The organism is Trichocoleus sp. AS-A1, assembly GCF_039962015.1.
Classification (GTDB): domain Bacteria; phylum Cyanobacteriota; class Cyanobacteriia; order Cyanobacteriales; family FACHB-T130; genus FACHB-T130.
Genome location: NZ_JAMPKG010000014.1, coordinates 35,357 through 57,463, shown reverse-complemented (window position 1 = coordinate 57,463; position 22,107 = coordinate 35,357). Strand labels below are relative to the sequence as shown.

Annotated in this window: 13 protein-coding genes; 9 read left to right on the top strand and 4 right to left on the bottom strand. The window is 47.3% G+C overall.

The annotated features are described in order from the left end of the window. Nucleotides 1–28: 28 nt before the first annotated feature. Complete coding sequence (locus NC994_RS12805; protein WP_190433534.1) at nucleotides 29–4,435, bottom strand: PAS domain S-box protein; 4,407 nt, start codon at nucleotides 4,433–4,435, stop codon at nucleotides 29–31. Between the two features lie 382 nt (nucleotides 4,436–4,817). On the opposite strand from NC994_RS12805, the gene trpD reads away from it, so the two are divergent. The 6 genes from trpD to NC994_RS12775 all read left to right on the top strand — a co-directional run bounded on the left by trpD (nucleotide 4,818) and on the right by NC994_RS12775 (nucleotide 10,391). Then, entirely contained in the window at nucleotides 4,818–5,942 is a 1,125-nt protein-coding gene (gene trpD, locus NC994_RS12800) for an anthranilate phosphoribosyltransferase (protein WP_190433664.1), read from the top strand. A 247-nt stretch (nucleotides 5,943–6,189) separates the two neighbouring features. After that, complete coding sequence (carA, locus tag NC994_RS12795) at nucleotides 6,190–7,341, top strand: glutamine-hydrolyzing carbamoyl-phosphate synthase small subunit (protein WP_190433533.1); 1,152 nt, start codon at nucleotides 6,190–6,192, stop codon at nucleotides 7,339–7,341. Between the two features lie 222 nt (nucleotides 7,342–7,563). Next, the gene (locus NC994_RS12790) at nucleotides 7,564–7,932 is read left to right on the top strand and encodes an anti-sigma factor antagonist (protein WP_190414821.1); all 369 of its coding nucleotides are present in this window, start codon (nucleotides 7,564–7,566) and stop codon (nucleotides 7,930–7,932) included. Nucleotides 7,933–8,271: 339 nt separating this feature from the next. Then, nucleotides 8,272–8,709, top strand: a complete 438-nt coding sequence (locus tag NC994_RS12785; RefSeq protein WP_242028867.1) for a ribonuclease III domain-containing protein — start codon at nucleotides 8,272–8,274, stop codon at nucleotides 8,707–8,709. Nucleotides 8,710–9,121: 412 nt separating this feature from the next. Beyond that, entirely contained in the window at nucleotides 9,122–10,042 is a 921-nt protein-coding gene (gene rlmB / locus NC994_RS12780; protein ID WP_347276055.1) for a 23S rRNA (guanosine(2251)-2'-O)-methyltransferase RlmB, read from the top strand. Nucleotides 10,043–10,103: 61 nt separating this feature from the next. Further along, entirely contained in the window at nucleotides 10,104–10,391 is a 288-nt protein-coding gene (locus NC994_RS12775) for a DUF1816 domain-containing protein (protein WP_190414796.1), read from the top strand. A gap of 220 nt (nucleotides 10,392–10,611) precedes the next feature. Here the strand turns inward: NC994_RS12775 and NC994_RS12770 are convergent, their stop codons facing one another. Together NC994_RS12770 and NC994_RS12765 are read right to left on the bottom strand one after the other, a co-directional pair. Beyond that, a complete protein-coding gene (locus NC994_RS12770; RefSeq protein ID WP_190433524.1) occupies nucleotides 10,612–11,463 on the bottom strand; it encodes an alpha/beta hydrolase in 852 nt (283 codons plus the stop codon). A 5-nt stretch (nucleotides 11,464–11,468) separates the two neighbouring features. Then, nucleotides 11,469–12,185 carry a CAP domain-containing protein gene (locus NC994_RS12765; protein ID WP_190433522.1) on the bottom strand — a complete coding sequence of 239 codons (717 nt, stop codon included), beginning with the start codon at nucleotides 12,183–12,185 and terminating at the stop codon, nucleotides 11,469–11,471. A gap of 527 nt (nucleotides 12,186–12,712) precedes the next feature. On the opposite strand from NC994_RS12765, the gene NC994_RS12760 reads away from it, so the two are divergent. Then, nucleotides 12,713–15,856: a PAS domain S-box protein gene (locus NC994_RS12760; RefSeq protein ID WP_190433520.1), complete on the top strand. Its 3,144-nt coding sequence runs from the start codon at nucleotides 12,713–12,715 to the stop codon at nucleotides 15,854–15,856. Nucleotides 15,857–15,964: 108 nt separating this feature from the next. Here NC994_RS12760 and NC994_RS12755 read toward each other — a convergent pair whose 3' ends face one another. Beyond that, complete coding sequence (locus NC994_RS12755) at nucleotides 15,965–16,753, bottom strand: thioredoxin domain-containing protein (RefSeq protein ID WP_190433518.1); 789 nt, start codon at nucleotides 16,751–16,753, stop codon at nucleotides 15,965–15,967. A 236-nt stretch (nucleotides 16,754–16,989) separates the two neighbouring features. Here NC994_RS12755 and gatA point away from each other — a divergent pair, with 236 nt between their 5' ends. Then, entirely contained in the window at nucleotides 16,990–18,447 is a 1,458-nt protein-coding gene (gene gatA / locus NC994_RS12750; protein WP_190433516.1) for an Asp-tRNA(Asn)/Glu-tRNA(Gln) amidotransferase subunit GatA, read from the top strand. A gap of 72 nt (nucleotides 18,448–18,519) precedes the next feature. Further along, the gene (locus NC994_RS12745; RefSeq protein ID WP_190433662.1) at nucleotides 18,520–22,065 is read left to right on the top strand and encodes a DNA polymerase III subunit alpha; all 3,546 of its coding nucleotides are present in this window, start codon (nucleotides 18,520–18,522) and stop codon (nucleotides 22,063–22,065) included. Nucleotides 22,066–22,107 lie beyond the last annotated feature (42 nt).

Genomic DNA, 22,107 nt, shown 5'->3' with positions numbered 1-22,107 from the left:
GTGGGAAGCAAATTACAGCAGGCGAATCTTAATTTGACTTGGCTAGAACCGATTTTGCGGACAAGCCTGACTGCTTAATCGGAAGATAAATTGCAAATTCTGTTCCTTCATTCATCTGGGAACTCACCATAATTTTTCCATGATGCTTTTCCATAATTTGATAGGAAATCGAAAGTCCTAAGCCAGTTCCCTTCCCGACATCTTTAGTTGTGAAAAACGGGTCAAATATTTTCTCTAGAATTGGTTGTGGGATTCCAGAACCATTATCCCGAATTCTCACAATTATCTGATTTTTTGCTAATACTTGGCTAGAAATAACAATTTGTTTATCTTCCCGCTCTTTCTGAGCCAGCAGTGCATCAATCGCATTACTCAGGATATTCATGAATACTTGATTGAGCTGTGCAGGATAACACTCAACAAGAGGTAACTTGCCATAGTGTTTAATAACATTAATCTCTTTTTTGAGACGGTTATTTAAAATTAACAGCGTATTGTCCATGCCTTCGTGGAGATCAACGGCTTTCATCTCCGCTTCGTCAAGACGCGAGAAGTTCCGTAAGGATAAAACTAACTCGCGAATTCGCTGCGTCCCTATCTTCATAGAAGACAGCATTTTGGGTAGGTCTTGAGCGATAAATTCTAGGTCAATTTTCTCTACAAAACTCTGAATTTTAGGCGCGGCATTAAAATATTGTTGCTGATAAAGTTTCACTAAGTTAAGTAAGTCTTGAACGTAGTCGTTCGTGTGTTGCAGATTGCCGTGGATAAAGTTAACCGGGTTATTAAATTCGTGGGCAATGCCAGCAACCATCTGACCGAGGCTGGACATTTTTTCGGCTTGAATCAGCTGAATTTGAGTTTCTTGGAGTTCTTGCAATGTTTGTTCCAGTTGCAAGGCTTTATCTTGGGCAAGATGGGCAGAATTACTAGCGTCGGCGTAGAGTTCAGCTTGGTTAATCGCGATCGCCATCTGATTAGCGATCGCGCAAAGCAGTGCCACATCAGCATCCGTCCAAGGTTTTGCTTCTTGGATGCGATTACAAATTATCAAGCCAATCCTACCGAATTGTGTTTGAAGTGGTAGCCCCAACACAGAAGCCGCACCCGTTGTCAATAACAGCTGCTGTAACGGCAGATCGTTGTTTAGAGTCTTGACATCATCGACGCGAACAATTTCTTGGCGCAGGATTTTCTCAGTAAATGCACCAAAGGCTTCATCCGGGAAAAAACCCACCCAACTACGAAGATCGGTCTTTTTGGCTTCCTTCACCGCTTCCCAACTAACAGGCTCCATGTCAGGACGGTACCAGGAAAAGATGCACGTATCTAGGTGTAACCGATGATAGATTTCATGAACAGCCGTCTCTAGAATGGTATCCAGTTCTAAAGAGTTACGGATCTGGCTAGCTAAATGATTGAAAAGTTCTTCTTGAGCCGCCAGTTCTCGGAACCGGGCTTCCGATAGCCGCAACGCTTCCTCAGTGGCTTTGCGATCGGTGATGTCGGAGCAGATTGCTAAATACTGGAAAGGATTTCCTCGCTCGTCCAGAACAGGAACGATGGCAGTATCAACCCAGTAATAAGTTTCATCTTTAGCTCTGTTCTTAATTTGACCTCTCCAAACCTTGCCGCTAGAAATTGTTGACCAAAGCTTGCTAAAAAATTCTTGTGGATGATAACCAGAATTAAGAATTCGATGGTCTTGTCCTATCAGTTCTTTTGGGGAATATTTGGATATTTCACAAAATTTATCGTTGACATAGTTAATCATTCCTCTTCGATCGGTAATAGCAACAATCGCCGCCTGATCTAAGGCAAATTTGACGTCTGACAAATCTTTGAGCGATCTTTGGAGTGCTTCCTCTGCCTGCTTGCGTTTAATCCCTATGGCAATTTCATCTGCGGCAAATTCTAGCGCCTTGAAAATAGATTCGCTCAAGGTATGGCGGGTAAACATTGCAATCACCCCTACCATCTGACCTTGGAGCATTAAGGGATAGCCAGCAAAAGCAACCATTCCCTCTCGCTTCGCCCAATCTTTATCGCTAACACGAGGATCGTCGAGGACAGAATTCGTTAAGTGTGGTTTTCGCTCTTGAGCAATCAGACCGATTTTGAATTGTCCGACTTTAACGCGGCGATGATTGCCGTTTAGGTGAGTATATATCCCTGCACTAGCTTGCAGCTCTAGTACGTTTTCCTCAACATTGAGCATCCAAATGCGGGCGAATGCTGCATCTAGGTGTTTAACCACAGCCAAGACGCAGCGTTGCAGGATACCTTGTAAAGTGTCGCTTTGAGTGAGGGCAGATCCAATATCAGCACGAAATGCGGCTAGTCTAGCTCGCTCTGCTAGGGCTTTCTCAGCAGCTTTCCGCTCAGTGATGTCGTGGAAGTAGACAGAAAGCCCCTCTTCACTGGGGTAGGCACGGACTTCAACCCAGATATCGAGAGCTGGGTAAAATTCTTCAAACGTGATAGAGACTTGTTCAGCAGCACTCTGGTGATATTGATTGTAAAAATTTGACCCAATTGCAGCGGGAAACCGATCCCAAATATTCGTGCCCAGAAGTTCGGACCGGGTTCTCTGTAAGAGTAGCTCCGCTTGCTTGTTGATATAGGTGAACTGCCACTGATGGTTGAGGGCATAAAAGGCATCCGTGATGCTTTCAAGAACCTTGAAGACTCGCCGGTTTGATGAGTGTAATGCCTCTTCTGTTTGCTTGCGATCGCTAATATCAAAGATTGCCCCGTTTAGACACAGAAGCTCTCCGGTGGAATTGAATATGCCCTGACCTTTCTCGTAGACCCATCGGATACTTCCATCGGCTCGAATGATTCGGTACTCAATGATAAAAGGCTGTTTTTTCTGCACAGCCTCTTGGATAAGCCTGTCCACTATCGCGGTATCTTCAGGATGAATAATACTGGCAAAACTGCGAACTTGATTGTGAATAAAGTCCCCAGGCGGATAACCAGAAATTTCTGCGATCGCATCGCTGATAAACTCCATCTTCCAGTCGTCATCGCAGCTACACCGATAGATGGCACCTGGAATATTAGCAACCAAAGCTCTGAATTGCTGCTCGCTTTCCTGCCGTGCTGTTTCGGCGTGTATGCGATCGCTAATGTCACGGGCAACCGCATAGATTAAACCTTCTGGAGCAAAGGGGACGCACGTCCACTCCAGCCATTTATAGGAACCGTCTTTACAGCCGTAGCGGTTTATAAAGGAGCTAACCATGACTCCGCTAGCAAGCTTCCTAGCCTCAGCAATGCTGGTTGCTCGATCTTCAGAATGAATAAAATTCAACAATGGCTTTGCTAAAATTTCTTCGCCAGTGTAGCCAAGTGTTGTTTCAAAAGCTGGGTTTATCTGCTTAAAATAGCCGTCAAACCCGACGACACAAAGCATATCGAATGAAAGGTTGAAGAAGCGATGAAGCTGTGCTTGGGTTTGCTTCAGTTCCTGGGTGTGGGTGCCGACGCTGCGGATTAGCTGGTTGAGGGAGGTTGTCAGGCGTCCAACTTCATCCTCGGTGATTACGGGTGCCTGGAGAGTAAAATTTGCTTGTTCGGTAACTTGCTGAGCAATTTGAGTTGCAGTTTCCAGAGGATGCGCGATCGCTCGACTGGAATAGCGGGCGATTATCGCGGCGATCGCCATTGACAGCAACATACTGGTAACAATTATCTGGATTCGCAGTTTCTCTACCTGCTGTAAAGCGATCGCTGTTTCTTCCTCATCGTGATTAGCAACCTCAATCAATTTTGTTAAATCATCTGAGAGACTATCAAACTTAAGCGCCTCCTGAGCATTGGTAAAATTAACCAATGAATTTTGGATTGTCGGAACTGTTTTAGGCTGCAACCCACCATCTTTATCAATTTTCTTTAAGATTACATTTAGGTTTTGGCTATAAACTTCTACAGTTCCGTCGTAAGTTTTCAACCAATTTTCGACTTCTGCAATCTCTTGAGCTGAATGCTTGAATAATTGAGATTCATTACCAAATAATTCTAATTGTGAATAAAGTTTTTCAACCTTTTCAATTTTCTCTACTAAGCGCAAAACTTCGCTGTGAAACTCTTTTGGTTTTCTTAACTGATAAATTAACTGTTGCTGCTGGTTTCTTGCTTCTAGTACAGCAATTTTCAAACTACTCAAAAGATAAGCTTCTTGCTGTGCATATTTGAGTTGCTGGGACATCTGTCGCTGGTAATATTCGCCAACGAGCAGCCCTGCACTCGCCCCCAAAGTTGCTATTCCAATGGCAACTGCATATCCATAACCAATTTTCTGCCGGATACTTAAGCAACGGATTAGCTGTTTTAGCCAATTATTCGGAGGTCTTTTAGAATGGTTTTCCGGAACAAATACATGATCTAATTTTATTTCCTCTTCAGACACTTTTGGCTTGAAAGACTGCATCAACAGAAAACCTCCGTAACTACCATTAATTTAGGCAATTCGTAAAATACTCATTTTTGCCTGAGAAGCTTCGTTTATTTATAAAAAGTTAGTAATATAAAGTTTTGATGAAGCGAATCAACGCTGTATACCTACGCACAAATAAAGTTAATAAATAGGGTGATACTGATAATGACAAGTATGAATATTTAAAATCATCAAACTAAAAGGGTCTAATTGGAATCAGCAAAATAGCTGAATCTTAATATTTATCAAAAACCTATTGTGCGATCTCAGGAAAATTACGACATAGAAGCGTGCAGGACGTTGCTAGAGAGCTTGGCGATCCGATAAGCTTTTGCAAAATGCCTCTGAACTGAGTGCGCTGCACCCAGACCTGTCAATGACTAATACTCCTTCACTGATAAGCCAAGATGCTGGGACGACAGGAGCGATCGCTTCTACCGACACATCCATTTGGCCTAACCTGCTACAACAGCTACTCGATCGGCAATCCCTGCCTCATGACCAAGCCGCCTCTCTCATGCAGGCATGGTTAAACGAGGAAATTCCACCAGTGCTATCGGGGGCGATTTTAGCCGCCCTGCAAGCAAAGGGGGTTTCGGCAGACGAACTCGCTGGGATGGCTCAGGTGTTGCAGTCTCAATCCTCCCCACTCAGCCCACTCGTCGAGAAGGCGAAGCGCCCACAGTCCCCCATCCTCACTCCAGTCATTGACACCTGTGGAACTGGTGGAGATGGGGCATCAACCTTTAATATCTCTACCGCTGTTGCCTTTGTAGCCGCTGCTGCTGGCGTCTCAGTTGCCAAACATGGCAATCGCTCGGCTTCGAGCAAAGTTGGATCGGCGGATGTCTTGGAAGCGCTGGGAGTTAACCTAAACGCCAGCAGTGAGAAAGCACAAGCCGCACTAGAAGAAGTCGGGATTACCTTTTTATTTGCACCCGGTTGGCACCCAGCGCTCAAAGCGGTGGCATCGCTGCGGCGAACCTTGAAAGTGCGGACGGTCTTTAATTTATTAGGCCCATTAGTAAATCCGTTACGCCCTACCGGGCAGATCATTGGGGTGTGCGATCCTAACCTGGTCGTGACGATTGCCCATGCTTTAGGACAGTTAGGAACTCAGCAGGCAATTGTCCTGCACGGACGAGAGAAACTGGATGAAGCTGGATTAGCAGACGCGACAGATTTAGCAGTGCTCTCTGGTGGTGAGGTACAACTGACAACGCTGCATCCCCACGAATTAGGCTTGACACCAGCACCCACCACGTCGATTCGGGGTGGAGATGTTGAGGAAAATGCCGAAATTTTGCGCGATGTCCTTCAAGGAAAAGGAACATCTGCACAGCAAGATGTAGTGGCTTTGAATGCGGCGTTGGCACTCCAAGTTGGCGGCGCGATCGCAATGGGTAGCCATGCGGAGGGCATTACAATGGCTAGAGAAATCTTGGGTAGCGGTACTGCCTGGTCGAAGTTGGAGCAGTTAGTTGAATTTCTGAAAAATTAGCCATTCGCTCATGTTTTTTTGAATGGGCGATGTCTATATAGTAGGTCTCCCGATAGTAGGGGCATGACATTGCCATGCCCCTACTATCCAATACACCCAACCTTGGAATTGCTATCGTCGCCCCTTCAATTAGGAGCTGCCAAATGCGATCGCATTCTCACACAGTACCCCCTACCTCTTATCCCAACGGCTGTGAGATGCTAACTTACCAACTAAGAAGTAATTTCTAAAAACTAACCACTCCCTTATGTCTATTTCTTCTCCTCAACCAGCTCTGCTCGTCCTTGCCGATGGCACGTCGTACAAAGGCTGGTCTTTTGGTGCCCCTGGAACAGCTATCGGTGAAGTGGTCTTTAACACAGGTATCACCGGCTACCAGGAAGTCTTGACAGATCCCAGCTACTGCGGTCAGATTGTCACCTTCACCTATCCAGAATTAGGCAACACTGGTGTCAATCTAGATGATGAAGAATCGAATGGTCCCCAAGTGCGGGGCGCGATCGCTCGTAACATTGCCTCCCGTCCCAGCAATTGGCGTTCCAGCCAGTCTTTGCCCGATTATCTCAAGCAACACAACATTCCAGGCATTTACGGCATCGATACCCGTGCCCTTACCCGAAAGATTCGCTCTGCTGGTGCCATGAATGGCGCGATTTCCACCGAAATTCTTGACCCCGTTGAATTGTTGGAGAAAGTGCAAGAAGCTCCCAGCATGGCAGGATTGAATCTAGTTCGGGAAGTGACGACTGCCAAAGTCTATGAGTGGTCTGACCCCACCGAGTCGAGTTGGGAATTTAGCCCTGGAATCCCCTCCGAAAGCGGGGAACCCCTCACGGTGGTTGCCATTGATTTTGGCATCAAACGGAACATCCTACGGCGTCTGGCGAGTTACGGTTGCCGCGTGGTCGTGGTTCCCGCCAATACACCCCCCGAAGAAATTCTCAAGCACAACCCCGATGGAATTTTTCTTTCCAATGGTCCCGGCGATCCCGCTGCTGTCACCGAAGGCATCGAAACCACCAGGGCATTGCTAGAAAGCCAGAAACCGATGTTTGGGATCTGCATGGGGCACCAAATTCTCGGTCTTTCGCTGGGGGCTGACACCTTCAAGCTCAAATTTGGTCATCGGGGCTTAAATCAACCCGCCGGTTTTGAGAAGCAGCGAGTGGAGATTACCAGCCAAAACCACGGGTTTGCCATTGACGCAGATTCTCTAAATCCAGAAGTAGAAATTACCCACCTAAACCTGAACGACGGCACCGTGGCTGGGTTGCGTCACAAATCTCTACCTTTCTTTTCCGTGCAGTATCACCCGGAAGCCAGCCCTGGCCCTCACGATGCCGACTATCTGTTTGAGCAATTTGTGGAACAGATGAGATCGCATAAGCGTAGCGCCTAGATGCGATTGCATTGTTTCGATAAGACCCGTTAGCGAGTAGATTTCCCCCTCTTTGAGGGAGAGGGGGAAAGAGGGGTGAAGGGTGTCCCGGATGAAGTAGAAAGTCTTAATATCCTTGCTCGGTCGCGAATAACTAAGGACGAATTACAACAGATGCGTATATCCGCGCATTGTGTTTTATAATAAAGCCTCGACTAAGGACAATCCAGCTAGGAGGGTGTTATTCCTGAGCCACTAACCCTAACTGTCAGCTTAAGAGGCACTCGCGAAGTTAGGGACAATTATCAGCTATTCCGCCTCACAGGCTTATTGGATGCTTTTTCCGAACCCACATTTCGGAAAGTTATCAGCAAGTGTATTGAAGATGGACCCAGCAACGTTGTGCTGGATCTTTCCAAAATTGATTTTGTTGATAGCTCTGGATTGGGCGCTCTAGTGCAGCTGGTGAAAAAGGCTCAAAGTCTTGAGGGTAGTTTGCAAATTGTTACAAATGCCCGCGTGACTCAAACTGTCAAGCTGGTTCGCTTAGAACAGTTTCTGTCATTGCAGCCTTCAGTCGAAGCGGCATTGGAGAATGTCAAGCCTGCTTGACCTATACAGAGGCGCGATCGCGTAGCGGCGCGGATGCGCTTTTCGTATGCCGCGATGATTCGGCTACTCGCGCTTGAGGGGCGGGGGCTTTAGAACCCGCCCCAATCATTTTCAAAAGTCCTGAACCGGGAATGATGGGGAAACAAAGAGCAGCGGTGCAGAGGCGTAGGAGACAAGGGAACAGGTAATTACCGATTACCCCCTACCGACTCCCGACTCCCCATACCCCATCCCTGATTTTCAGGCAAAAGCATTAAGATCAACTAGAGGGCGAGGTAGGGCATAGATGTGAGTTCACAGGAGGAAGAGTGTTCAGATTGGCTGAATACTAACCCCGTACTGGGTGAAACCAAAATATCGTTGAACTCGATCTGGGCGATCGCAGATCGTCGCACGCAAATTCAGCGGATTTCCCCGGCGTCTTTAGCTTATCTAGGAGATGCCGTGTATGAGCTTTATATCCGTAGTTTTTATCTACTGCCACCCAAGCGATCCCACGCTTATCATGACATGGTAGTGGCGCAAGTGAGAGCTGAAAGTCAGGCAAAAGCATTGCGATCGCTCGAACCCCACCTCACCAACACAGAATTAGAAATCTTGCGGCGGGGACGTAACGCCGCGGCAGGTCGTCCCAAGCGCCTCGATCCCGAAATTTATCAACAAGCTAGCAGCTTAGAGACGTTGATGGGCTATCTTTACCTAACAGATCCCCAGCGATTGAATCAGCTGCTGAGCTACTTAGAGCTAAATCCACTTCCACAAGTTAAAGATTCTTAACAATATGGCCGATCAACATCGCCGCCCTCAGCCTCCAAGCAGATCCAGCGCCAGTCGAGGGAAGCCCATTCGAGCCAAGCGTGCCTTCCCAAAGCGTCTTGGGGACAATCGGATTGGGAAGCGAATTGTAGAGCAACAGACGCCCCAGGATCGTTCCTTCTCTGATAACGAGGATGTCAATCGGGATTCGCGCCCAGTTGGGAAGCACGAGCAAGTCAAGCCAATTCTCCAGCGCCGGGAGCGTCAGCAAATCCGTCCTGCTTCCCGTCACAAAGACACAGACTCAATTGACACGCGCCGAGAGCGTCAGCAAATCCGTCCTGCTTCCCGCCACAAAGACACAGACTCAACTGACACGCGCCGGGAGCGTCAGCAAATCCGTCCTGCCTCCCGCCACAAAAACACAGACTCAATTGACACGCGCCCGACAGACAACTTCAAGCCAAAGAAGTCAATTCCCAACCGTCACGAACGGGAGATCCCCAGAGGTCGTTTTCAGGACGAGGATCGAGCAGCAGCAGCCGCACCCGAAGAAGAAAGCGATCTGATCTATGGACGGCATCCTGTCCTCACAGCCTTGGAAAAACATCGCCAGCTGAATCGGGTTTGGATACTGCCAAATTTGCGTTATGATTCCCGGTTTCACTCCCTCCTACTGAAAGCCAAGGAACGGGGAACGGTAATCGATGAAGTCAGTGCGCGCCGCTTAGAGCAAATTAGCCACGGGGCAAATCACCAAGGAGTGGTCGCTCAAGTCGCACCCTACGCTTACACTGACCTGAGTGAGTTAATCGCTCAGGCAAAATCCGTCTCGGAGCAGCCAGTGCTGGTGGTAGCGGATGGCATTACCGATCCCCACAATCTAGGAGCGATTATTCGCACGGCAGAAGCTTTGGGTGCCCAGGGATTGGTGATCCCTCAACGACGAGCAGTGGGAATCACATCCGCCGTCATGAAAGTGGCAGTCGGAGCTTTAGAAACTTTTCCTGTTTCCAGAGTGGTTAACCTCAGCCGTGCCTTAGAAGAATTGAAAGCGGCTGGCTTTTGGATTTATGGCACCGCCGCAGGCGATGGTCAAATGTTACACACTACTCAATTTACCGGGCCAGTAGTATTGGTGATTGGTTCTGAAGGTGAAGGATTGAATCTTCTGACACAAAAGTGTTGTGACTTCCTGATTTCGATTCCGCTACAGGGAAACACACCGAGCCTGAATGCGTCAGTCGCAGGGGGAATGGCTCTTTATGAGATATATCGTCAGCGCTGGTCGAATCGGCTCTACTTGAATAATCTTTCAAAAGAGACTTTCAAAAAGAAAGATGACAGAATATAACAGAATGTAAAGAACAACCTTTTAGAAGACTGCTTTGTATCCCCTAAGATAGGCCAAAAACATGAAGGAATTCTTGATTAACATTCTCCACTTCTTTGGATGGGCTTCGTGGGTTGAGATTGTCACAGACAACCCCCGTTGTACTTACTACTTTGGCCCTTTCCTCAGCTCCCAGGAAGCTGATAGAACCAAAGCTGGTTATATCGAAGACCTGGAAGCAGAAGGAGCGAAAGGCATTAAGGCTACTGTGAAGCGCTGTAAGCCAGAGAAGCTGACGATTTACGATGAGTCGGGGGAGCGTTTTGACCGCCAAAGAACAGCCACGTTTTTTAGCGGTCAGCCTTCTTAGGTTTTGAGCTTTTTCACAGGTGATATCCACTTCCTTTGAATCCCCATCTTTGGCACCTTACCCCTAACCCCTCTGGGTTTGCCAGAGGGGTGCGATCGCTAGGAATAGATGCTTCTGGGATGCTAAGAATTCACAAGATTGGAAGGATACCAGACTCGAACTTGCATCCCCTTTGGTCGGGGCTGCATCACTTCGGGACAGGGTGAGGCGACGATGGTATCTAAACTCCGGCTGGCGTCACGACTTGTGGATGGCTATCGAGCCAAGAGTCAATGTCCCGCAGTACCCGTTCGGGAATTTCCCAGGGAAATAAATGAGCGGTATTCGGGTAGCAGTGCCATTGGCAATCCTTGAGGTGATGAGCCGTTTCTAAACTCGACTCAGGGGTGATGTGGCGATCGCTTGCTCCTGCCAACATCAAACTCGGACATTGGATTTGCTGGAGATCCGCCAATCGGTTGTAACCAGCTCTCAGAGCAGTATTGAGGGCCTGTGTTGCTGCCGCTGAGGTTTGCAAGTAAGCTGACATCGCTTCCAATGCGAGGTAGCGGTAAGCGCCAGGGGTATGTTGCCCGATCAGGTAGCGATAGAGCGATCGCTTCCCAAAGGTCTCGATATTCCACTCCCACCCCGGCTGTACCCGGTTCACGATCGAAGCCAGCCCCGTGTAGAAATTATCCTGCCAGCTGATTGGCGGATGATTCCCACGGGGGCGTGCTGCTGTGGCAATCAAAATCAAACCCGTGACTCGCTTTGGCAGCTTCAGCGCCAACTCCATCGCCAAAATCCCCCCTAACGACCAACCCAATACCAGGCAACGCTCAATCTGGAAGCGGTCTAGAAGCGCCTCCAAATCGGTTAAATGGTCTTCCATTCTAAAATTACCCTTGATGCGACTATTGCCGTATCCCCGGAGGTCAGGGGCAAAAGTTTGGAATTTTTGGGATAAGTGGTTAGTGAAGACAGACATACTGCTGCCTAACCCCGGATGACCGTGTAGACAGAGAATTGGAAAGCCTTTTCCCTGGCGGAGAACGCTGAGCTGATGAGATGAAGAGGACGAGTGATGCATGAAGCCTATTTCTCTTTATATCCTCCAGCATAGGTAATCACGCACATCGATTTGTACTTTGCGTGAGACCCAAAAGCCACTCCTGCGACTCGGAAAGCCGGGTTGAAAATGTTTTTTCTGTGACCGCGATCCGGAACTCCATCATCAATGATTAACTGCATGACGATAGATTGAGGGGTGTCAGAGCCGTAACTAATATTTTCGGCTGCGGTGGTTTGCCAGGAACCGTAGCGGTTGATGCGAGAAAACGGATCGCTGCGATCGCTCCCATTGTGACCAACCTTACCTTTTGGTCCTTGGTCTTTCACATGATCCCTAGCCCCCAATGACATCCCTTTAGATGCACTTAGAGGTGGGAGAGGACGAGTGGATTTCAGGAAGCGAATCGCTTCATCGACGGCTTTCACACCTTCTTGGGTTTGTAAAAAGACGTTTCCAGACATTCTCACTTGCTTACCTTGGAAGCGTTTTTTCCAATTCTCCAGTACGGCGGCATAGGCGGCGGGATTTTTCCGCGCCTTATTCATTTCAGCAATCACTCCTTGTTCCAGCGGTGAGAGAGTAGTTGCCTGCGCCAATAAGGTAGATGTTTCTTGAGAAAGACTAACGGGGACAATATTACCGCTAACATTTTCCACAGACTGCCGCGCTTGAGCGACAAAAGGAAAGAAAGTAGCGACTAGGACGATGGGGGCAAATGCCCAAAATTGAATTCGACGCATAAGTTACCTTAAGACTCGCTGCCACGAGTTGATAAACTGTCCGTATTAGATAAATAGACAGCACCCGACGAGAAAGTTTCCCCATTTTGGACTACGAGGGGATCGTCTAAAATTTTCAGTGTTTGTGCTAGCTGAGTTTCATTTTGAATCGCGTTACAGTCGATGTCATCGGTGCGATCGCGTACTACTTAGCCTTGAAGTTAGCTTTGAAGCCGCGTTCAGTAAGTTTGTATAATTCGACGCAATTAAATTCTTGTATTGAACCTGATTCAGAATTTAGGGCGCTGGTAAGGTGGAGTGGTAGCACGCCTCTCACTTGTGTTTGTCAGCGACAAAACTTATCTATATACGCAGAATTCTTCTGTTTTTTTTGCAATTCGTTATTTCAACAAATGTTACTAGCCTTTGTGTAGAGGGAACTCTAGATATTGAATCCTCTTCGTCATCATGCACTTTGGTGTGCAGATGGGGAGGCACAGAAGCCGCAGTATTGGATACTCTCCAGTGTAGGAACCAATCCCTAATTCATGAAACAGCACTTCCCGGCTCAGAGCCAGATGAAGCACGATTGCCTTTGTTTCCAATTCATCGAAAACCTACCCTTAGCGGCTGCCATTCTCGATTGCAACCTCAACTATCTGCTCTTCAGCCAGCGGTGGTTGAGCGAACTGGGACTGAAGCAACCAGAAATTATGGGGCGATCGCATACTGAGGCTTTCAGCTCGGGCTGGGAACCATTACAGGCAGCATACCAACGCTGTTTGACTGAAGCAGTCGAAATGTTGGTTGAAGAACCGTTTCAGCGAACGGATGGCTCAACTGGCTGGCGCAAATGGGAGATTCGTCCTTGGCAAGATGAAACCGGAGTGATGGGCGGCATCATCCTGGCAATCGAAGATATCACGGAGCGCAAACAAGCTGAGGCAGCTTTAGCCGTTAAGGAGGCACGATTTAGAGATACCACCGCGAATCTACCTGGGGTGATTTTCCAGTTTACCAACCGGAAGGATGTCTGGAGAGTAGATTATATGAGCGAAGGAATCTGGAATCTTCTAGGCGTGACGGCTGAGGTGGTGATGGCAGATTTCGGCGCGTTCATTCGTCAGGTGCATCCTGACGACTTAGAAAGCTATTATGCATCGGTCACTGAAGTGATTGAGCAATCCATCCCTTGGCACTATGAAGGGCGATTAATCAAGCCAAATGGAGAGATACGCTGGTGGCAGGGTAGTTCTATCCCTACGAAAAACAATCAGGGTGAAATTATCTTCTGTGGGGTGCTGCTAGATATCACGGAGCGAAAGGAAGCGGAAGCAGCACTGAACCAAGGGAAGCTAGAGCTAGAACAACGAGTCGAGGAACGCACTCAGGAACTCCGAGCGGTGGTGGCACACCTGCAAGACGAAATTCGAGAGCGAGAGCAGGCAGAAGCCGCTTTGAAAGAGAGCGAGGCAGAACTACAAGCGATTATCGATAACTGTCCGGCAGTGATTTATTTAAAGGATATTCAAGGACGACACATTCGGGTTAATCGGGAATTTGAATGGTTATTTGGCATTACCAGAGAGGAGATTAAAGGAAAGACGAATTACGACTTGTTTCCCCAAGAAATGGCTCAGCAGTTTACACAGAACGATCGACGGATTCTGGCAGGGGGAAAAGCCATCGTCTCAGAAGAAGTTATCCTCCATGAAGATGGTTTGCATACCTACGTTTCGGTGCATTTCCCAATTCTGGATGAGGATGGTGTGCCTTACGCTCTAGGTGGAATTTCGACGGATATCAGCGATCGCAAGCGCGTCGAAGACGAACGCAAACAAGCAGAAGCAGACCTGCGCGAACGCAATGCCCTCTTAAACTCTATTTTGGAAAGTACACCAGACTTCATCCTTGTCAAAGATCGGCAGGGGCGTCATATCGCGCTCAACTCTAATTTGGCAAACTTCTTTGGAAAGCCAATTGAGGAGATTCTTGGCAAAGACGATTCTGAACTGCTACCTCCCGACATTGCCCACCAAATCATGGCGAGAGACCGTCAGATTATGGAAGCAGGCGTTACTGAAGCTTATGAGGAAGTGGTTTCTAATGGTGACATCAATACCACCTTTTTAACGACAAAAGCTCCTTGGCGGGATGCTCACGGTAACATTCTGGGTATCGTTGTCATCACGAGGGATATTAGCGATGTCTACGACGAGCTTCGCTTACGCAAACGGGTAGAAGATGCCTTGCGATTGTCCGTTCAGCAGCTAAAAGAGCAAGCACAGCGCGAACAGTTAATTAATCGGCTCACAAACCAGATTCGCAATTCTCTTGACTTTGATGCCATCTTAGAGACAACATTGCACGAAATCCAGAAAGTCCTTCAGACCGATCGATGTCATCTTGGCTGGTATCACGGCAATGTAGAGGAGCCATACTGGGAAATTTCTCCGGAAGTTCGCCTTTCTCACCTACCCGATTTGACCGGGCGCTATCCTGCATCGGCATTCGGTGTGTTAGCGACCAAACTTCTAAAGCTGGAAACCTTACGAATAGAAGATATCGAGACGGTAGAAGATCCCACTTGGCGAGACTTTGTACGCACGCTAGGAATGCGAACAGTACTGATTATCCCCGTTCAGTTACCTGGGGGTATGGTTGTCGCAATTTGCTGTAGCCACAGCACCGAACCGCGTTGCTGGAACGATAGCGAGGTCGAGTTGTTACAGGTCGTGATCGAGCAGTTTGCGATCGCGCTCAACCAGGCAGACCTGTACAATCAAACCCGTACTAAAGCGCAGGAGTTAGAACAAACGCTCAGGGAACTCCAGCAGACTCAGGCGCAATTGGTACAAACTGAAAAAATGTCCAGTCTGGGACAGTTAGTTGCTGGCGTTGCCCATGAAATTAATAATCCCGTCAACTTCATCTATGGCAACCTCACTTATGCCAACAACTATATGCAAGACTTGCTGAGGTTGCTGGAACTGTATCAAACGCACTATCCTCACCCACATTCAGAAATTCAGGAAGAAGCTGAAGCGATTGACCTAGAATTCCTGATGCAAGACCTGCCCAAGCTGCTATCGTCGATGAAAGTCGGAGCCGACCGAATTCAGCAGATCGTACTGGCACTCCGTAACTTCTCACGCATGGATGAGGCAGAAGTGAAAGCTGTCAACATTCACGAAGGAATTGACAGCACGCTAACCATCCTGCACAACCGCCTGAAAGACAAATCTGACCGTCGCGGCATTGAAATTATCAAGGAATACGGAAATTTACCCTTGGTAGAATGCTACGCCGGTCAGTTGAATCAGGTATTTATGAATGTGCTTTCCAACGCGATGGATGCCCTAGACGAACGGGACGCTCAGCGATCGCCTCAGGAGATCAAAGAAAATCCCAGCCGCATCACCATTTGTACCCAGTTACTGAATTCCCAGCAGGTGCAAATCCGCATCGCTGACAATGGACGGGGGATGACTGAAGCGGTTAGACAACGCCTGTTTGAACCTTTCTTTACTACCAAGTCGATTGGTAAAGGCACCGGATTGGGCTTGTCTATCAGCTACCAAGTGGTCGTTGAAAAACATGGTGGTCAGCTGGAGTGCATTTCTTCTCCCGGTAAGGGAGCTGAGTTTCTGATTACACTGCCTTTAGTTACCAAAGTGACAGCCTCTCTGTAGTCTGGCATTCTGTCAACTCAGAACTAAATGACTTAGGCTGTCAGAAGCGCTCAAAGGCAATGAACGCTTAAAGCGCTCCATCCAGATTCAATCTTAATGACGCCGGAATTACTTGGCAGCAGTGAGTAGATTTTCCATATCTGACAGTTGGATAGGGCCGGAGAAAGTCTCAGTATCGATCAAGAAAAAGGGAGTGCCTGCAAGCCCTAAACTCTCGGCTAGCTGAACATCGTGTCCAATCGCAGCACTAGCCGTATCGCTAGCGCGATCGCGGTTAAATTGCTCTAAATCCAAATTAAGTGTTTGGGCAATCTCCACATACAACTCGTCGCCCAATTTGTCTTGCTTGGCAAATAAAGCATCATGATATTCCCAGAATTTGCCTTGCTGCTGTGCCGCCCATGCCGCTTTAGCCGCTGGCATGGCTTCCGCATGGATTGGAGCCAGGGGAAAATGCTTGTAAGCTAAAGTCACTTCATCCGGATGCTTTGCGATCAGCTCTTTTAACGTGTCATGCGCTTGGGCACAATAAGGACATTGGAAGTCTGAAAATTCGATTAGCACAATCTTTGACGACTCGGTTCCCGTCGTCGGAGATGCACCAATCACTGCCTTGGGGTTAGTCTTGAACTCCTGCAAAAATGACTGCTGAGCTTGGCTTAGCCGCTGTTGTTGTTGTTGCTGATATGCCTGAACTGACTCCAAAACTACTTCTGGGTGCTGACGAATCACTTGTAAAATTTGCTCTTCCAAGCGCGGGCTAATTTGGGTCGCTGCTTGCACTGGAAGTGTCCAACCGAAAAATGTTAGAGACAATAGCAATAGGGTTGCGAGTCTCAATAGTTTCTGAGCGAGAAAGCGCATGGGAGCGATCGCGCAAAACTGAAATCGACGCATAATTGACCTGGCGTGTGTTACGGACACGATCCAGTATGCTCGACTTAGAGGGTAACTGGACAGCGTCGGGAAAGGGATGTCTTGTGTAGAACAACCTTCGGTTCGGCATTTCCGGGTTTGCCAAACTTCCCGCTAAAATTTCACAATCCCAAAGGATTGCTGAATTAACCACCGCGTCTAAACCACGACCTATACTAAATATCTGGACTTTGAGTCACTAAAGGTAGAAGCAAAGCATGCCATCCATCCGCGAGTTGCACAAACAACTCATTAGTAAAGAACGCTCCGCTGTAGAACTCACTCAAGAAGCTTTAGACCGCATTCAGGCACTAGAGCCGAAATTGAATAGTTTTTTGAGCGTGACGGCAGAGAGAGCATTAGAACAGGCTCATGCTGTGGATGCCAAAATCGCTGCCGGTGAAGAAATTGGGCTGATGGCTGGCATTCCCATTGGCATCAAGGACAATCTCTGTACCCAGGGAATTCGCACCACTTGCGGTTCCAAGATTTTGGAAAATTTTGTCCCCTCCTACGAGTCAACCGTGACTCAAAAACTGGCGGATGCTGGTGCGGTGATGGTGGGCAAAACGAATATGGATGAGTTTGCGATGGGCAGTTCTACGGAAACCTCTGCCTATCAAATAACGGCTAACCCTTGGGATTTACAGCGGGTGCCGGGAGGATCGTCTGGCGGTTCGGCGGCGGCGGTGGCGGCAAGAGAGTGTGTGGTGTCTCTCGGTTCCGATACGGGGGGGTCTATCCGCCAGCCAGCATCTTTCTGCGGTGTTGTGGGGTTAAAACCGACTTATGGGCTGGTTTCCCGTTTTGGTCTGGTTGCTTATGGGTCTTCTTTGGATCAAATTGGGCCATTTGCGCGGACAGTCGAAGATGCAGCAATTTTACTGGGAGCGATCGCAGGTTACGATCCCAAAGACTCCACCAGTCTTGACGTAAAAATCCCAAACTATGCCAAATCCTTGAGACCTGACCTGAGACCTAGAGGTCAGTTGAGAGTCGGTTTTATTAAAGAAACTTTTGGCGAAGGTGTAGACTCCTGCGTCTGGCAGGCAGTGACAAAAGCGATTGAGCAGCTGCAAAACTTGGGAGCGGAAATTCAAGAAATTTCCTGTCCCCGCTTCCGCTACGGTTTGCCCACCTATTACATCATTGCTCCTTCCGAGGCATCCGCCAATCTCGCCCGTTATGACGGCGTCAAGTATGGCTTCCGGACGCCTGACGCGGATAATCTCTTGTCAATGTATACTCAGACTCGCTCCGCCGGTTTTGGTACCGAAGTTAAGCGGCGGATCATGTTAGGCACTTATGCTCTCTCCGCAGGATATTACGACGCCTATTATCTGAAAGCACAAAAAGTCCGCACCTTGATTAAACAAGACTTCCAACGGGCTTTTGAAAGAGTGGATATCTTAGTGTCTCCCACTGCTCCCACCACCGCATTTAAAGCAGGGGAAAATAGCGAAGATCCCTTGAGTATGTATTTAAATGACCTGATGACGATTCCTTTAAATCTTGCAGGTTTACCTGGATTGAGTTTACCTTGTGGATTCGATGACCAGGGATTACCGATTGGGATACAGATGATGAGTAACGTGTTGCGAGAAGATTTGCTACTGCAAGTCGCTTATGCCTATGAGCAAGCAACCGATTGGCATCTACGCGCTCCAAAACTCTAGATTAGTAATCGGTAATTGGCATCACCGATTACCGATTATCGATTACCAATTACCGATTACCAATTACCAAATATGTCTTTTGTTGGTTTGCACGTTCACAGTGATTACAGTTTGCTGGATGGTGCCAGTCAGTTACCGGAACTGGTGGATCAAGCATTGAAATTGGGGATGCCTGCGATCGCGCTCACAGATCACGGTGTTATGTATGGCGCGATTGAGCTAATTAAGGTTTGTCGTGGGAAAACGATTAAGCCAATTATTGGCAATGAAATGTATGTCGTGAATGGTGATATTGAAGAACAAAAGCGTGGTCGAAAAAAATATCACCAAGTTGTTTTAGCGAAAAATACAAAAGGCTATAAAAACCTAGTTAAACTAACAACAATTTCTCATCTCAAAGGGTATCAGGGAAAAGGAATTTTTGCCCGCCCTTGTATCAATAAAGAATTATTAGCTGAATACCATGAAGGTTTAATTGTTACCAGTGCTTGTTTGGGAGGTGAAATTCCTCAAGCAATTCTTCAGCGGCGACCAGATGTTGCTCGTCGAACTGCTCAGTGGTATAAAGATGTTTTCGGTGAAGATTTTTATTTAGAAATTCAAGATCACGGTTCTCAAGAAGACCGAACAGTTAACGTTGAGATTGTAAAAATTGCGCGGGAACTAGACATAAAAATTGTCGCTACTAATGATTCCCATTTTATTTCCTGCAACGATGTCGAAGCTCACGACGCATTGTTATGTATTCAGACCGGAAAACTGATTTCTGAAGATAATCGGATGCGCTACAGCGGCACTGAATATCTGAAATCCGCTGATGAGATGAAATATCTGTTTCGAGATCATCTACCGGACGACGTAATTGAGGAAGCGATCGCAAATACCCTAGAAGTCGCAGATAAAGTTCAACCTTACAACATCCTCGGCGAACCTCGCCTTCCCGACTATCCTATCCCAGCCGACTACACCGCCGATACCTATCTCGAAAATGTTACTTGGAAAGGTCTCTTAGAACGCTTTGGTTATCGTTCGCGTGCTGAAGTCGATCCCATCTATAAAGAACGGCTGGAATACGAGTTGAAAATGATGCAACAGATGGGATTTTCAACTTACTTTCTAGTTGTTTGGGATTATATCAAATATGCCAGAGATAATAATATTCCAGTGGGGCCTGGTCGCGGTTCTGCGGCGGGTTCTCTAGTTGCTTATGCCTTAAAAATTACTAACATCGATCCCGTCCATCATGGGTTACTATTCGAGCGATTTTTAAACCCAGAACGGAAATCGATGCCGGATATTGATACGGATTTCTGCATTGAACAACGGGACAAAGTGATTGAATATGTCACCCAAAAGTATGGCACGGATAGGGTGGCGCAGATTATTACCTTTAACCGCCTCACGTCTAAAGCGGTGTTAAAAGATGTCGCCAGAGTGTTGAATATTCCCTATGGGGATGCAGACAAAATGGCAAAACTGATCCCAGTGGTGCGAGGTAAGCCCACAAAACTCAAGGTGATGATTTCGGATGATACCCCCGCACCAGAGTTTAAAGAAAAATACAATAATGACCCCATCGTTCGCCATTGGATTGATATGGCAATGCGAATTGAAGGAACGAACAAAACTTTTGGGGTACACGCAGCCGGAGTCGTGATTTCAGCAGAACCTTTAGATCAAATTGTGCCGCTACAACGAAATAATGACGGCTCAGTTATTACCCAGTATTTCATGGAAGACTTGGAATCGCTGGGGTTATTGAAAATGGACTTTCTGGGTTTAAGAAACTTAACCATGATCCAGAAAAGCATCGATCTAATTAAGCAAAATAAAAATATTACCCTCGATCCCGATCAACTCCCACTTGACGAAAGAAAAGCTCAGAAAATCTTAGCCAAAAGTGAAGTTAAAAAAATACCCCCGGATATTCAAAAGACCTACGAAGTATTAGAAAAAGGTGAATTAGAAGGCATCTTTCAATTAGAATCTTCTGGAATGCGTCAGATTGTGCGCGACCTAAAGCCTTCCAGCATCGAAGATATTTCCTCAATTCTTGCTCTCTATCGACCGGGACCATTAGATGCGGGTCTGATTCCTCTGTTTATTAACCGCAAGCATGGTAGAGAAGAAATTAAGTATGTCGATCCCTTACTAGAGCCAATTCTGCAAGAAACCTATGCGGTTCTTGTTTATCAAGAACAAATTATGAAAATGGCTCAGGATTTAGCTGGATATTCTCTAGGTCAAGCAGATTTATTGAGGAGATCGATGGGCAAAAAAAAGGTTTCGGAAATGCAAAAGCATCGAGAAGCCTTTATTGATGGAGCTGCTAAAAATGGGGTAAAGGAAAAGATTGCTGAAGATTTATTCGAGCAGATGGTTAAATTTGCCGAATATTGCTTCAATAAATCCCATTCAACGGCTTATGCTTATGTAACTTATCAAACGGCATATTTAAAGGCAAATTATCCCGTTGAATACATGGCAGCGCTGCTGACCTCTAACAGTGGCGACCAGGATAAGGTGCAAAAATATATCACCACTTGTTTGAGTATGAATATTCAAGTGGAGCCGCCAGATATTAATCGATCGGGAGTTGATTTTACACCCCTGCAAAATAGTATTTTATTCGGATTGTCGGCAGTCCGAAATGTGGGAGAGGGGGCAATTCGGTGTCTTTTGGCAGCACGGGAAACCGGGGGCAATTTTAAGTCTTTGGCTGATTTGTGCGATCGCGTGGATCTTCGCACGGTTAACAGCCGCGCCTTAGAAGCTTTGATCAAATGCGGTGCTTTTGATACCCTCGAGCCCAACCGACAGCAATTAAGCAAGGACCTTGAGCTAGTTCTCCCCTGGGGACAAAACCGCGCTAAAGACCGAGCCAGCGGTCAGGGAAATCTCTTTGACTTTGGAAATACGACAACAGAAAGTAGCTTTGAATCTGCTCCCAAGGCTTCAGCTATCCCTGATTTTTCTCAACACGAAAAGTTACATTTTGAGAAAGAACTGCTAGGCTTTTACGTCTCGGACCATCCCCTTAAATCTGTGCGAAAATCCGCTCAAATTCTCGCTCCGATTAATCTTAGCGAACTCGGCGATCAGCGGGAGGATTCGACTCTTAGCGCCATTGTGATAGTCAGCGGGATCAAACCCGTAGTCACCAAAAAGGGCGATCGCATGGCAATCTTGCAAATCGAAGACTTAACAGGTCAATCTGAAGCCGTCGTCTTTCCGAAAACTTACGAACGCATTCACTTACATCTGGTCGTGGATAATCGCCTGATTATTTGGGGAAAAGTAGACAGGCGAGACGATAAAACTCAGCTGATCGTTGAGGATACAGAACCCATTGAACAAGTGCGGATGGTGATGGTGGAACTGACACCTCATCAAGCGGGTGACATTGCGGAACAGCATCGCTTGATGACCAATCTCCAAGAACACTCAGGCGATAAAGACAAAGCAAATGTCCCGGTGATTGCAACGGTGAAAGGAGGACAGCGGCACTTAACCGTTCGCCTTGGTCGTCAATTCTGGGTGCAAGACCACAACACAGCGGTTGAGGCGCTCAATTCGGCGGGTTTTCCGGCTCGCGTTCAGCCTCTGATCGCTGTTTGAGATTGTTTAATTGATGGCGGTGCCTTCCAAACAGCCATCCCC

Coding starts and splice junctions, on each gene's coding strand:
- NC994_RS12805 (WP_190433534.1), bottom strand. CDS start 4,435: ATGCAGTCTTTCAAGCCAAAAGTGTCTGAAGAGGAAATAAAATTAGAT.
- trpD (WP_190433664.1), top strand. CDS start 4,818: ATGACTAATACTCCTTCACTGATAAGCCAAGATGCTGGGACGACAGGA.
- carA (WP_190433533.1), top strand. CDS start 6,190: ATGTCTATTTCTTCTCCTCAACCAGCTCTGCTCGTCCTTGCCGATGGC.
- NC994_RS12775 (WP_190414796.1), top strand. CDS start 10,104: ATGAAGGAATTCTTGATTAACATTCTCCACTTCTTTGGATGGGCTTCG.
- NC994_RS12770 (WP_190433524.1), bottom strand. CDS start 11,463: ATGCATCACTCGTCCTCTTCATCTCATCAGCTCAGCGTTCTCCGCCAG.
- NC994_RS12765 (WP_190433522.1), bottom strand. CDS start 12,185: ATGCGTCGAATTCAATTTTGGGCATTTGCCCCCATCGTCCTAGTCGCT.
- NC994_RS12760 (WP_190433520.1), top strand. CDS start 12,713: ATGAAACAGCACTTCCCGGCTCAGAGCCAGATGAAGCACGATTGCCTT.
- NC994_RS12755 (WP_190433518.1), bottom strand. CDS start 16,753: ATGCGTCGATTTCAGTTTTGCGCGATCGCTCCCATGCGCTTTCTCGCT.
- gatA (WP_190433516.1), top strand. CDS start 16,990: ATGCCATCCATCCGCGAGTTGCACAAACAACTCATTAGTAAAGAACGC.
- NC994_RS12745 (WP_190433662.1), top strand. CDS start 18,520: ATGTCTTTTGTTGGTTTGCACGTTCACAGTGATTACAGTTTGCTGGAT.